The sequence below is a fragment of the Actinomyces lilanjuaniae genome (assembly GCF_003606385.1).
GTDB lineage: Bacteria > Actinomycetota > Actinomycetes > Actinomycetales > Actinomycetaceae > Actinomyces > Actinomyces lilanjuaniae.
The window spans coordinates 1,374,765-1,388,496 of record NZ_CP032514.1; the positions used below are offsets into that span (position 1 = coordinate 1,374,765).

Here is a 13,732-nt window from a genome sequence, read left to right on the forward strand (position 1 = left end):
ATCCTAGGACACGGCAGCCTCAGGTAGCTGCAAGCAGCACCAGGCGCCAGGAGGGCTGCTAGAGGCCGGTAAGGTGGTCAGTACGGTATGCTGCTGCCTGCGGACAAGCTGGCCGGGCGGCCGCGGTATTGTCTGGTGGCCCAGGCTCCTGGAGCACCAGACAGGCTGAGGAACGTCCGGGCTCCACAGAGCAGGGCGGTGGCTAACGGCCACCCGGGGTGACCCGCGGGACAGTGCCACAGAAAGAAGACCGCCGTCCGTGTACCGGGCGGTAAGGGTGAAAGGGTGGGGTAAGAGCCCACCAGCGTGGCGGGTGACCGCTGCGGCTAGGTAAACCCCGCCTGGAGCAAGACCGCACAGCTGACGTCTGAGGGCTGCTCGCCTGAGTCAGCGGGTAGGTCGCGTGAGGCCGTCGGCAACGGCGGTCCAAGATGAATGGTCGCCGCCACCCAGTCCGGTAACGGTGGGTGGTAACAGAACCCGGCGTACAGGCCAGCTTGTCCGCGCCCCTGTCACAGTCACCTTTCTGCCCTTGACACCTTTCTTCCCCTGACAGACGCGGCACGCGGCCCCGGGAAGGGGCCGCGTGCCGCGGTCTGTGGGAGCCTGACGCACCTGCTGCTCAGCTTGGCTAGCCAGGTCCTGGCCAGGCCCGGGGCAGGTGCGGGCCTACTTGGCCTGCACGAACCACTCCTCTCTGTCACTGGAGTAGGTGTCAAAGGCGGAGATGACGAAGTTGCCCGAGTTCACCGAGTCCTCGCTGATCAGGAAGGCGTAGTAGCCGGTTGCCGACCCGCCGTTGCGAGGCATGGACTGGGAGTAGAAGGACTTGTCGTCAATGAATATCTCGGGCTCTGAGGTGTTCCCACCGTCCTCGTAGGTGATGTCCAGGTCGTACTTGTCGAACTGGCCCTCACCTTCGTAGCTCACGGTGATCGGGACGGTGATGTAGACCTGACCCTCGGGCGGCTCCTCGTAGATGTACTCGTTGTCTGCCTTCAGCGTGTCATTAGCGTCCCACGTGACCGCGTCGAAGTGGACGGTGATCTGGATGCCCTTGTCCTTGTCCTCCTCGCGCGTGGAGGGCAGGACCACGTCCTGCTGGGTGGGGTCGATAGCGGTGTCTGCCGAGGTTCCCTCCCCGCCTGACCCGCCACCCGAGTTGTTGTCACTACTGTCAGCGTCGTCGTCACTGCTGCTGCCGGTGTCGCTGGAGCTCTGTGTGGTGGCGCCGCCAGCCTGGTTACTGCTGCTCCGGTTGACCAGCAGGAGGGTCACAACCAGGGCCACGACCAGGACGGCAGCGATAATGGTCCAGAACCACCACTGCCGGGTGACAGGTTTTGAGGCGGGGGCTGGGCTCAGTCCGCCTGCGACGTCGACCGGCTGCCAGCCTCCGGTCTGCCCCTGTGGCCCGCCGGGAGGAACTCCTGGGGCCTGGTTGTGGAAGGGTGTCGGTGCCTGGGAGTAGTCCGCGCCGGGGTCGTAGCCAGCCGGAGCGGAGGAGGGCGCGTAGTCTCCTGAAGGCGCAGAGGCGGACGAGCCTGTGGGGTCAGCCACGTGAGCTGGCATTGAGGCGGTCTCGGCCGACGCGGCAGCAGGCCCGGTGGGGGCGCTCGAGGCACTGCCCGTCGGCGCCCAGGCCGGGTCGGTTCCCGGGACGGCGGCTGAACCGGCGTCGGAGAGACCAGTGGTGGGCGCTGAGTCGTCAACCCAGAGCTGCCAGCCCTCTGGTGCCGGTCCCCAGGCAGGATCAGGCTGCCACCCTGGGGGCGGCTCGAAGCCTTCCGGCGGCCTTGGCCAGTTCGGCGGTGGGTTGAAACGCAGTGCCATGTGAACCTCCGGGAAAAGAAATGACGGGGTAGGGGCAGCGCGGGACGCCGCACAAGAGCCAATCTACACGTCAGTGGCTCATGTGCGAGGCGAGAATGCGCCCTGCAGCTGACGAGACCGATTCTGTGCATCCCATTCAGATGAGGATGCTAACGAAAAATACAGTCACGCCGTTTCTGGAGTAGGACCAGCGGCATATGTTATGCAGCCGATCAGCCACACTCGTGGCGACGGGCGATAACGATACAGGACTGAGCCAGCCCAAGGCGGCTGCGGCAGGACGAACTGCCGCGCCACCAGTCACAAGAGCGTCAGAGTGGGGTCAGACCGAGGCTAGACCGAGGACCGTGTCGATGCCGCCAGGGCGGCCGCGCCCACGATGCCGGCACGGTTGAGCAGGCTGGCCGGCACGATCGGCGTCGTGAGATCCAGGAGCGGAAGGAACTTCTCGTGCTTGCGAGACACTCCGCCGCCGACGACGAACACATCGGGGCTGAAGAGCATCTCTAGGTGGGAGTAGTACCGCTGCAGGCGTCTGGCCCACTTCCTCCAGGACATGTCCTTTCTCTCTCTGACTGCGGAAGAGGCACGTTTCTCCGCGTCGTAGCCGTCGATCTCCAGGTGTCCCAGCTCCGTGCCGGGGACGAGCACGCCGTTCATGACCAGGGCAGAACCAATTCCGGTACCCAGGGTCGTGACGATGGCCAGGCCCTGCACCTCCCTGGCCGCTCCGTAAAGAGCCTCCGCGTAGCCGGCAGCGTCGGCGTCGTTGACGACTGTGGCCTGGCGGCCCAGGACCTGGGCCATCAGCGCCCTGGCGTCGGTCCCAGCCCAGGAGGGGTCGAGGTTGGCCATGAAGGCGACGACCCCGCGCTTGACCGGAGCCGGTACCGCGACCCCCACGGGCACTTCTGCGGGTAGGTCAAAGCTGGTGACGAGGCGGGAGACCACGTCGGCCACCGCATCCGGGGTGGCAGGCTGGGGCGTGGCCACACGCAGACGCTCAGCGGTGAACTCACCGGTGCCCAGGTCCACGGGAGCGGCCTTGATACCGGATCCGCCGACATCGACGCCGATAGCGATATCTGTGCTCATATCTGGATAAGGTCCTTTCGATTCCGGTGTCCGCGCGGAACCCGGCACCTCGGCTGCCCGGCCTGGTGCCAGGCTGGCATCAGGCCGGGAGGGTGAGAACCTCCGCGCCGGTGTCCGTGATCACTACGGTGTGCTCGAACTGGGCGGTGCGCGAGCGGTCGGCAGTGACCACCGTCCACCCATCCTCCCACTGTCTCCACTCGATGTCTCCCAGGGTGAGCATCGGCTCGACGGTGAAGACCATGCCGACCTCAATGACGTCGTCGTAGAGGGGAGCGGCGTCGTAGTGGGGGATGATGAGACCGGAGTGGAACGCCTCGCCCACGCCGTGTCCGGTGTAGTCGCGCACCACGCCGTAGTCGAAGCGGCGGGCGTAGGACTCGATGACCCTGCCGATGACATTGACCTCGCGCCCCGGGCGGGCGGCCTTGATCCCCCTGTCCATGGCGGCTCGCGTGCGCTCGATGAGCAGTGCGGACTCCTCGTCGACCTCGCCCACCGGGTAGGTGGCGTTGGTGTCCCCGTGGACCCCGTCGTAGTAGGCCGTGACGTCCAGGTTGATGATGTCGCCTTCGGACAGGACCGTGGAGTCGGGGATGCCGTGGCAGATCACCTCGTTGACCGAGGTGCAGATGGACTTGGGGAAGCCCATGTAGCCCAGGCAGGAGGGGTAGGCGCCGTGGTCACAGAGGAACTCGTGGGCGATCCGGTCCAGCTCGTCGGTGGTGACGCCGGGGGCGATCGCGTCGGCGGCGGTAGCCAGTGCCTGGGCAGCAAGGCGGCCGGCAGCACGGATGCGCTCCACGGTCTCGGCGTCCTTGACCTCGGCGGCGGTCACCTGCTCGGGTCCGTCGTGGAACAGGTACTCGGGTCGCGGGATCGTGTCAGGGACGGGACGCTGCGGGCCGAGGGTCCCGGGCACGAGGGTGCCGCGTGGTGCCCGGTCAGCCAGGTGGGAGGTCGTAGGTGCCATCATGTGCCCAGCATAGGTATCAGGCCGGGATCCTGGACCCGTGCAGGCCCGACGACTTGGGCCTAGGATGCGCCGGTGGCGAAGATTCACCTGGTCCGTCATGGCCGTACCGTCCTCAACGAGCAGCGTCGTACTCAGGGCGCGTGCGACTCGCCCCTGACCAGGCAGGGGCGCGCAGGCGCCGTTATGTGCCGTGACTACCTGGCTGGGACATCGCTGACAGCGGCCTACACCAGCCCCCAGGGCAGGGCGATGGAGACCTCGGAGATTCTTCTGCAGGCCCACCCCGGGCTCGTCGCAACCCGGCTCAGCGGCCTGCGGGAGTACAACTACGGCCACTACGACGGGGGACCGGACGCCCAGATGCACGCCGCTCTCCCGGTAGACCGGCACCTGCCCGGTGTCCTGGCCGGAACCCACCCCGGGGCACCGGGCGGCATCCATGCCCGTGACTACCTTGCGGACATGGACGGCGCGCTGGCGCGCATCCTGTCCGACTTGCAGGCACAGGCGGCAGTGGCGGGGGCGGATCCGGAGGTCCTAGTGGTCTCCCACGGCATGACCATCACGATCCTGGCCCTGCGGTGGCTGGGGACCCAGGCGGTCCAGGCCCTCGTTGCCAGGCCCTTGGCCAACTGCTCGGTGACCACGGTCAAAGTCGATCCTGGCGCTCCCGACGGTGCTCCTGAGCTGCTCGCCTGGGGGGAGGACCCCGGCCGCCAGGGTGTGACCTTCCAGGTAGGTGACATGAGCGAGTTCCTGGACGCCGTGGTTCCTGCTCCGCTGGACCTGTCCAGGCCGGAGGGGCTGTAGCCGCCGACTGCCGACAGGAGCGGCAGGTCCGTCGCGGCGCAGGGATGAGGCGCAGGGATGACGAGAAGCCAGAGCACCACCGAGGAGGGGGCGCAGGAAAGGCCGTAGGCACGCCGTCAGGCGTCGAAGGTATGCTCCGGCGCGGGGAACGAGATCTCGCGCACCGCCCTGCCGTAGTCCTGCGCAGCCTCCTTGAGTGCATCGCCGACGTGGCCGAACTGCCTGGCGAAGCGGGGGGACCACTCGCTCACGCCCGCCATGTCCGTCCACACCAGGACCTGGCCGTCTGTTCCGGGACCTGCGCCGATCCCGATGGTGGGAGCCGTGACACTGCGAGTCAGCCTGTCCGCCACCGGCGCGGGCACCATCTCCAGGACGAGTGCCACCGCGCCAGCCTCAGCCAGAGCCCGGGCATCGGCCACTAGGCGGTCGGCTGCCTCCTGGCCGCGCCCCTGGACCCGGTAGCCGCCCAGGGCGTTGACCGACTGCGGTGTGAAGCCCAGGTGCCCCACCACCGGGATACCCGCCTCGGTCAGTGCACGCACGGAGGACACCCGGGAGACGCCCCCCTCCAGCTTAACCGCCTGGGCACCCGCCTTCACCAGGCGCACGGCACTGGCCAGAGCCTGCTGGGGCCCGGCCTCGTAGGTGCCGAACGGCAGGTCGGCCACCACCAGGGCGCGTGAGGCCGCGCTGGCGACCGCGCGAGTCGCGACCACCATCTCGTCCAGAGTCACCGGGATGGTGGAGTCGTACCCCAGGGCCACGTTACCCACGGAGTCCCCCACCAGGAGCACGTCGGTGCCGGCCGCGTCAAGGATCCTGGCGGTCACGGCGTCATAGGCGGTGAGCATGACAATCTTGTCGCCACGCTCCTTGGCCTGGGCCAGGTGGTGAACACGGACGCGGCCCCGGGCACCACCCGGGCCGGAGGAGGCTGAAGACACCATGCGACAAGGTTATTACCTGTGGCCGCAGCCCGCGACGCCGTTCCCGGCCACGAGGTCGATCACGGGTGGTGCGACCTCGGTCACGCGGCAGTGCTGCCCGGTTCCTCCCGTGTCCGGCTGCCTCGCCTCACCGGTCGGCTGCCGGGAGACGACACGGTCCCGGCAGGGAGCGCAGCCAGGCGCAGGCGCCAGTGTCCCGGTACACCGCAGCACTGCTGCCGGCATCCGCTAACGTTGGCGGTACCAGGGCACGGCTGAGGAGGCACCATGGACAAGCAGCAGGAGTACGTTCTGCGAGCGATCGAGGAGCGGGACATCCGTTTTGTGAGGTTGTGGTTCACTGACGTCTCCGGTCGGCTCAAGTCGGTGGCCATTGCCCCGGCGGAGGTCGAGGGGGCTTTTGAGGAGGGGATCGGCTTCGACGGCTCGGCGATCGAGGGGCTCACCCGTGTCTTCGAGTCCGACATGCTGCTGGCCCCCGACCCCTCGACATTCCAGATGCTGCCGTGGAGGGACGGGGCCAACGGTGTGGCCCGGATGTTCTGTGACGTACTGACCCCCGATGGGGAGCCTGCCCGCACCGATCCTCGGGCGGTGCTGGAGCGGCAGGTCGCCCGGGTGGCAGAGGCGGGATTCACCTGCTACATCCACCCCGAGATCGAGTTCTACCTGGTCAACCGGGACTCTGAGGGGAGAATCCGTCCCACCGACGAGGCCGGCTATTTTGACCACGTGCCCGGAGGCACCGCCCACGACTTCCGGCGCCGTGCCATCCTCATGCTGGAGCAGATGGGGATCTCAGTGGAATTCTCCCACCACGAGGGAGGTCCGGGGCAGAACGAGATCGACCTGCGCTTTGCCGACGCCTTGTCCATGGCGGACAACATCATGACCTTCAGGGCAGTTGTGGAGGAGGTTGCCCTCCAGGAAGGGTCGGTGGCCACCTTTATGCCCAAGCCGTTCCCTAAAGAGTTCGGCTCCGGCATGCACACCCACTTCTCCCTGTTCGAGGGAGAGCACAATGCCTTCTTCGACCCGGCTGGCCAGTACCAGCTCTCCGCCACCGGGCGTTCCTTTATCGCGGGCCTGCTCCACCACGCCGCAGAGATCACAGCGGTGACCAACCAGCACGTCAACTCCTACAAGCGCCTGTGGGGCGGGGACGAGGCTCCCAGCTACGTGTGCTGGGGGCACAACAACAGGTCCGCGCTGGTGCGCGTGCCCATGCACAAGCCGGGCAAGGCACAGTCAGTACGGGTGGAGTACCGGGGTATCGACTCCTCTGCCAACCCGTACCTGGCCTACGCTGTCATCCTGGCTGCCGGGCTCAAGGGGATTGAGGAGGGTTACGAGCTGCCGCCGGAGGCGGAGGACGACGTGTGGGCGCTGTCCGACGTCGAGCGCAGGGCACTGGGCATCCACGCTCTGCCGACCTCCCTGAAGAGTGCCGTGGCCGCGATGCAGCACTCCGACCTGGTCGCTGACACCTTTGGCGAGGACAGCTTCGAGTACTTCATCCGCAATAAGCGTCGCGAGTACCAGGCCTACGACGCCCAGGTGACCGACTTCGAGATCAGCCAGTTCTTCCCGCGCTCCTGACCTCGGGGCGGGCTGTGGGGAGAAAGGGCGCAGCCGCGGTCCTGCTGGGGCCGGGCAGGTACGGAGGTGCCCATGGAGGCAGACGTGACAGGAAGGGTGGGCGGACGCCCGCCCTCGGCCCGTGTGCGTCTTCTGCGCGCAGGGTTCGCCGACCCCGTCAGAGCCGCTGTGCTCCTGGCAGACCCGGTCCTGGCGGACTACCTTCCTGCTACGGGTCCTGCTGAGCATCCTCTCCCAGGACCGTACCCGCCGGGTGCGCGCGACCTCGCCGAGCCTGACGCCCGTCATGAGGCGCTCCTGACGGCAATGTCGGACACGGCCGACCCGGATCTGGCCCTGCTGGCACTGGTCCGGCTCGCCCAGGCCTGCACCCGTTACAGCCAGTTGCCCGGTGCCGTCGCGGGGCACGGGTCGGGGCGCGTGGACAGCAGGCATGAGCCCGCCCGCCTGCTGCGTCGGCTTCTGGCCGGAGGCGCCGAGGCTAGCGGGGGGCGTGAGGAGCAGGACGGGGGAGAGCAGGACCGAGCCAGAGCCGACAGCGGGGACAGGACCGAGGCCAACCCGGCTCCTGGGGACGTGGAGGCGGGAGCGCTCGGGGAGCACCGGCGTCGGCTCCTCGCGGTCCTTGGGCACTCCCAGGCCCTGGGTGACTTCCTGGTCTCCCACCCTGAGCGACTGACGGCCCTGGCCCCAGCCAGGGCGTGGCAGGTAGCAGCACAGCCCACGACCCGCCAGCTGTTGCGCCAGGCTGTGACAGACGTGCTGGGCGCCCGGTCCCCGAGGTGTCCGGGTCCCGACAGCGCGACCCTTTTGCGCGCCACTGCCGCGCTGAGGTGCGCCTACCGGGACCGGCTGCTGACGATCGTCGCAGACGACCTGACGTGTGAACAGCCAGTTGACCACGTCGCAGTCGTGGGTGCTCGTATGGCTGAGCTGGCTGACGCGGCCCTGGATGCCGGGCTGCTCGTGGCAAGGGCGGCTGTCGGGCCACGGGCAGACAGCGTGGCCCTGGCGGTTATCGCCATGGGGAAGACAGGTGCGTGCGAACTGAACTACGTCTCTGACGTCGACGTTATCTACGTGGTGGGTGCCCCCGGCTCGCAGGAGGCCGGTCGTGGTGCTCGTGTCACCAGCGACGGCAACGATGGGGATCCCAGCCCTGGCGCGCCCCTGAGCGAGGAGGCTGGCGCGCCCCTGAGCGAGGAGGAACTGGTCTCGGTCGGCACCCAGGTCGCCACCGAGCTGGCGCGGGTCGTGTCAGCCACTGCTGCGGAGCCTCCCCTGTGGCCGCTGGACACGGCACTGCGTCCGGAGGGAAAGGACGGCGCGCTGGTACGTACACTGGACTCCCACCTGGTCTACTACCAGCGGTGGGCGGCCTCCTGGGAGTTCCAGGCTCTGCTGAAGGCTCGTCCCAGCGCCGGGGACCGTCAGCTGGGGGCGGCCTACGTGGAGGCGGTGTCCGCCCTGGTGTGGGAGGCCACGCGCAGGGAGAACTTCGTGGAGGACGCCCGGGCTATGCGCCGACGCGTGGAGAGAGAGTCCGCTCCGCAGGGAGAACGGGACCGGCGTATCAAGCTGGGTCCTGGAGGACTGCGGGACGTGGAGTTCACCGTCCAGCTCCTCCAGCTGGTCCATGGTCGCTCGGACACCTCCCTGCGTGTGCGTGGCACCCTGGAGGCCCTGGAGGTCCTGGGTCGGGGCGGTTACGTCGCTCGGCAGGACGCGGCAGCCATGAGCGACTGCTACAAGGCGCTGCGTCTGCTGGAGCACCGCAGCCAGCTCTACCGCCTGCGCCGTACCCACGACCTTCCCTCCCGTGAGGAGGACCTGCGCCGTATCGGGCGAGGTCTGCACCGTCACGTGGCTGACACGGAGTCTCTGTGGACGGTCTTTCGTGGACTGAGGCGGCGGGTGCGCGCCCTTCACGAGGAGATCTACTACCGGCCGCTGCTGGGCGCCGCCGCGTCCCTGAGCGCCGATGAGATGGCGCTGAGCCCTCAGGCCGCCCGCGAGCGCCTGGCTGCCTTCGGCTACGTCGACGCTGAGGGCGCCCTGCGCCATATCCAGGCTCTTACCGAGGGCGTGAGCCGTCGGGCTGCCATCCAGCGACAGCTGCTGCCGGTCATCATAGGCTGGATGGGGCAGGGGGCGGACCCGGACTTCGGGCTGCTGTCGTTTCGCCGTCTCTCCGAGGCCGTGGGCGGCTCCCACTGGTACCTGGCGATGCTGCGCGACTCCCCGGTGGCGGCTCGCAGGCTGTGCCACGTCCTGTCCTGCGCCCACTGGGTCTGTGAACGCCTGTCGGAGCTTCCGGAGGCCATCGCCTGGCTTGACGACGATGACGAGCTGCTTCCTCGGCGGCAGGAGGCCCTGTATGAGGAGACTGTTTCCGTCTTGCGCCGACGTCCTCTGACCGGTCCCGACGAGGCGGCCCTGGAGAGGCAGGCCCTGGAGGCGGTCCAGGCCGTGGTCAGGGTGCGCGCCCGGGAGGAGGTGCGCGCCTCGCTGGCTGACTGCCTGGATGCGATCAGCCCTGAGCGCACGTCCACGATTCTCACCGGTGCCACGGACGCCGTCCTGGCAGGTGCCCTGTGCGTGGCCACCGGACTGGTGATAGCGCTGCGTGAGGGAGCGTCCGCCGTGGCACAGGGGCCCAGCTCCTCCCTGCAGTGGCCAACGGCGCTGGCTGAGCACGCGATCATTGCCATGGGTCGGCTAGGGGGCTTGGAGGTGGGGTACGCCTCAGACGCTGACGTCCTCTTCGTGCATCGGTCACGTCCTGGCGCTGACGAGGCCCAGGCGGCCCAGGAGGCGGACGCGGTCGCACGCTGGACCGTCCGGCTGCTGGCGGCTGCCAGGCCCCACCCACTAGAGGTTGACACAGGTCTACGGCCAGAGGGGCGTCAGGGGCCTATGAGCCGGTCCCTGGACTCCTACGCGGACTACTACGGGCGGTGGGCGGCCGTCTGGGAGAGGCAGGCGCTGCTGCGAGCACGGGCTTGCGCCGGTGACAGCGAGCTCGGTCGGGCCTTTGAGGACCTTGTGGCCGGGCTGCGCTGGGCTGAGGGTGGTCTGAGCGGACAGGAACGGCGGGAGATCCGGCGCATTAAGGCGCGGATGGAGACCGAGAGGCTACCGCGGGCTGTGGACCCGGCTCGCCACCTCAAGCTGGGTCCAGGAGGCCTCAGTGACGTGGAGTGGTGCGCCCAGGTCCTCCAGCTGGCTCACGCCGACCAGGTCGAGGAGCTGCGTACCACCTCGACACTGGCAGCCCTGCGGGCGGCTGCGGCTGCCGACCTGCTTGACACCGAGGACGCGGCATGCCTGACTACCGCGTGGCTCCTTGCCAGCAGGCTGCGGGCGGCGATTGTGCTAGGGACCGGGCGGACTAGCGTGCCCAGGCGCGAGGTCTTGCCGGACGCGATCCGGGAGATCCGTCTGGTGGGGAGGCTGATCGGTTTGGAGGGCGGCCACGAGCGTGAGCTGGAGGACCTCTACCGTCGGAGTGCCCGCCACGCCCGGGCCGTGACGGAGAGGATCCTTTTTGGTGGCTCCAGTGGTAGTACCACCGCTGCGACCAGCAGGGCCGTGGCCCGTCGGAGGCCTCGCAGGGGCGCGGGGGGCGCCTCCGCCCGGGCCGTGCTCGGTCGGGACGCGACGACCCCGGAGAGAGGCAGCCTGCGGGGGACGGGGGTTAAGGAGACGAGGGCCTCGGGCGGCCGACCTGTCTCGTCGTGGCGGCGAAGACCGGGGCCAGGCGGACGCGTCGGTGAGGGACCCTACCCGTGGAGCTGAAGCTGTCGGCGCCTCATGATCCGGTCAGGGCTTGGCAGGGCTGGCAGACCTGGCAGACTTGGCCCGTGAATCTTCTTCTTGTCCGCCACGGTCGTACGATCGGCAACGTCATGAACGCCCTGGACACGGGGTTCCCCGGCAACCCGCTGGACGACGTAGGGGTGGCGCAGGCCGCTGACCTGCCCGGGAGGCTGGAGGCAGCCGGGTGGCTGGGTAAGATCACCACGCTGTGGGTGTCTCCTATCCTGCGGGCACGTCAGACGGTCGCTCCGGTGGAGGAGGCGACGGGCCTGGAGGCACAGGTCCGCAGCGGGCTGCGAGAAGTCCTGGCAGGTGACCTGGAGATGCGCACCGACGTGCGGTCGATGCGCTGCTACAAGGACACGACTCGCTCGTGGATGGTGGGACGTACTGCTGCTCGTGTTCCCGGGTCCCCGGAGGACGGTGCGGACACCTTTGCCCGCTTTGACACCGTCATCACGGAGGTCGCAGCGCAGACACCACCAGCCGCGACGGCGCTCCTGGTTGCTCACGGGACCGTCCTGCGCCTGTGGACCGCCTTGGCTGCTAGCCAGGCAGCAGGAGTGGACCCGGCCTGGGTGGCTCACACTCCCATGGACAACACGGCAATGAGCGTCGTTGAGGGCAGCCCGCACCAAGGGTGGCGGCTTATGAGCTGGAACGACGGCCAGTGGCGGGCCAAGGAGGCGTGAGCGGCAGCCCGTCAGTCAGGGAGGTGTCAACGGCCCGAAGCAGCGACTGGAACAGACACCAGTCATCGCTTATGACACCATGTCATCACAGCACTGAGGACAGGAAGGCCCGCGTCCGCTGAGCCTGAGGCGCGTCCAGCACCTGTGCCGGAGATCCGGATTCGCACACGACCCCGCCGTCCATGAAGACCAGCTGGTCACCGACCTCCCGGGCGAAGCCCATCTCGTGCGTCACCACCACCATTGTCATCCCCGAGCGCGCCAGGTCCTTCATCACGGCCAGGACCTCACCGACGAGCTCGGGGTCCAGGGCCGAGGTCGGCTCGTCGAAGAGCATCAGCTCGGGGTCCATAGCCAAGGCACGGGCGATGGCTACCCGCTGCTGCTGGCCACCGGAGAGCTGGGCGGGGTAGTGGTCGACACGGTCAGCCAGACCCACCCGTTCCAGGAGCTCGATGCCGCGCTGCCGAGCCTGGGTCTTGGGGACCTTCCTGACGTGGACCGGTGCCTCCATGACGTTACCCAGTGCCGTCATGTGGGGGAATAGGTTGAAGCGTTGGAAGACCATGCCGATCCTGGCCCGTTGGGCGGCCCGGACCCGGTCCGGCAGGGCATGGAGTCGTACCCGGCCGTTCCTGACCACCTCACGCATGCCCATGAGCTCACCGTCGACCCTGACGCGCCCGGCGTCGATCTGCTCCAGCTCGTTGATGCAGCGCAGCAGCGTGGACTTTCCTGAGCCTGAGGGGCCTACGAGGACGGTGACAGACCCCGGCTCCACAGTCAGGTTCACACCGCGCAGTACGTGCAGCTCGCCGAAGAACTTGTGCAGACCGGTGATCTCCACCTTCGGTACGGCTGACTTCCTGTCTGCTGCAGGTGCCTCCTGCGTCGGCACCGTCTGCACGCTGCCCGGATCGGCGGGGGCGGGGGCGTGGGGCCGGTCGCGGTCATGGGCTGACCTCCGTGACTCGGTCGGCCGTGGTGTGGGCGTCCAGGATCGCCTGCTGGCGAGCGGACAGGGAGCGTCGGCCGGCTCCCCGGGAGGGGAGCCATTGTCGAAGCCCCTCCCGTAGTAGCGCTCGATGAAGTGCTGACCGACCATGAGCAGCGAGGTGATAATGATGTACCACAAGGCGGCCACGATGAGCAGCGGGATCGTCTGGTAGGTCATGGAGGCGTAGGAGTTTGTCACAAAGGTGAGGTCCAGGGTGAAGGGCACGGCCAGGACCAGGGAGGTCGTCTTGAGCATGGAGATCGTCTCGTTGCCGGTAGGAGGCACGATGACGCGCATGGCCTGGGGCAGGACGATGCGACGCAGGATCTGGGACTGGGACATGCCCAGGGCACCTGCAGCCTCGCTCTGGCCCCTGTCTACCGAGTTGAGCCCCGAGCGCACGATCTCGGAGAGGTAGGCCCCCTCGTTGATCCCCAGGCCGACGACGGCCGCCACAAAGGGGGTGAAGACTGAGGTCGTCCTGAAGGTCAGCAGCTCGGGACCGAAGGGGACGCCCAGGCTCAGGTGCTGGTAGAGAGCCGACAGCGCTCCCCAGAACACCAGCTGGGTGTAGATTGGGGTCCCGCGGAAGAACCACAGGTAGGCCAGGGCCACCCAGCGCAGGACCGGGTTGTCCGAGCGACGCATGACCGCCGTGGTCACGGCCAGGACGATACCGATCACCATGGCCAGGAACGTCAGCAGCAGGGTCCAGCCCACGGCCTGCACGACACGGACCTCGCGGAAGAAGAACCACACCGTGTCCCAGTGGAACCTGTCGTTGGTGACCAGGCCGTGCACCAGCATGGCTCCCAGCACCAGGACCACGGCGGCACTGAGCCAGGTCCCGGGGCGCGGTACCGGCTTGACGTCGTTGAGCCTGACCGGGCTGGTGCGCTCACTCGTGCCTGGTTGGGCACCCACCTGGGTGCCCGGGGTGGTCTCGGATTGTGCCATGTCT

Annotated in this window: 9 protein-coding genes, 1 other RNA gene and 1 pseudogene; 5 read left to right on the forward strand and 6 right to left on the reverse strand. The window is 68.2% G+C overall.

Translation table 11 applies throughout. The features are described 5' to 3' along the window. Nucleotides 1–104: 104 nt before the first annotated feature. Nucleotides 105–504: RNase P RNA component class A (rnpB, locus tag D5R93_RS05975), an RNA gene on the forward strand. Between the two features lie 165 nt (nt 505–669). Here rnpB and D5R93_RS05980 read toward each other — a convergent pair. From D5R93_RS05980 to map, 3 genes are all read right to left on the reverse strand, one after another. Further along, entirely contained in the window at nt 670–1,572 is a 903-nt protein-coding gene (locus D5R93_RS05980; protein WP_243106983.1) for a hypothetical protein, read from the reverse strand. Between the two features lie 594 nt (nt 1,573–2,166). After that, nucleotides 2,167–2,928: a polyphosphate--glucose phosphotransferase gene (gene ppgK / locus D5R93_RS05985; protein WP_119834957.1), complete on the reverse strand. Its 762-nt coding sequence runs from the start codon at nt 2,926–2,928 to the stop codon at nt 2,167–2,169. Nucleotides 2,929–3,007: 79 nt separating this feature from the next. Further along, entirely contained in the window at nt 3,008–3,904 is an 897-nt protein-coding gene (gene map, locus D5R93_RS05990; RefSeq protein ID WP_119834958.1) for a type I methionyl aminopeptidase, read from the reverse strand. Nucleotides 3,905–3,976: 72 nt separating this feature from the next. Here map and D5R93_RS05995 point away from each other — a divergent pair, with 72 nt between their 5' ends. Beyond that, nucleotides 3,977–4,714, forward strand: a complete 738-nt coding sequence (locus D5R93_RS05995) for a histidine phosphatase family protein (RefSeq protein ID WP_119834959.1) — start codon at nt 3,977–3,979, stop codon at nt 4,712–4,714. A 116-nt stretch (nt 4,715–4,830) separates the two neighbouring features. Here the strand turns inward: D5R93_RS05995 and panB are convergent, their stop codons facing one another. Further along, complete coding sequence (panB, locus tag D5R93_RS06000; protein ID WP_120204356.1) at nt 4,831–5,664, reverse strand: 3-methyl-2-oxobutanoate hydroxymethyltransferase; 834 nt, start codon at nt 5,662–5,664, stop codon at nt 4,831–4,833. Between the two features lie 267 nt (nt 5,665–5,931). On the opposite strand from panB, the gene D5R93_RS06005 reads away from it, so the two are divergent. The 3 genes from D5R93_RS06005 to D5R93_RS06015 all read left to right on the forward strand — a co-directional run bounded on the left by D5R93_RS06005 (nt 5,932) and on the right by D5R93_RS06015 (nt 11,774). Next, nucleotides 5,932–7,263, forward strand: coding sequence for a glutamine synthetase family protein (locus D5R93_RS06005; protein WP_119834961.1), 1,332 nt, complete (start codon nt 5,932–5,934; stop codon nt 7,261–7,263). An 84-nt stretch (nt 7,264–7,347) separates the two neighbouring features. Continuing rightward, on the forward strand, nt 7,348–11,061 hold the full coding sequence (locus D5R93_RS06010) for a bifunctional [glutamine synthetase] adenylyltransferase/[glutamine synthetase]-adenylyl-L-tyrosine phosphorylase (protein ID WP_243106984.1): 3,714 nt from the start codon (nt 7,348–7,350) through the stop codon (nt 11,059–11,061). 65 nt (nt 11,062–11,126) lie between these two features. Continuing rightward, entirely contained in the window at nt 11,127–11,774 is a 648-nt protein-coding gene (locus D5R93_RS06015; RefSeq protein WP_119835219.1) for a histidine phosphatase family protein, read from the forward strand. A gap of 85 nt (nt 11,775–11,859) precedes the next feature. Here D5R93_RS06015 and D5R93_RS06020 read toward each other — a convergent pair whose 3' ends face one another. Next, nucleotides 11,860–12,621: an amino acid ABC transporter ATP-binding protein gene (locus D5R93_RS06020; RefSeq protein WP_162933989.1), complete on the reverse strand. Its 762-nt coding sequence runs from the start codon at nt 12,619–12,621 to the stop codon at nt 11,860–11,862. Nucleotides 12,622–12,724: 103 nt separating this feature from the next. Beyond that, nucleotides 12,725–13,728 (reverse strand): annotated as a pseudogene (locus D5R93_RS06025) (amino acid ABC transporter permease). Nucleotides 13,729–13,732 lie beyond the last annotated feature (4 nt).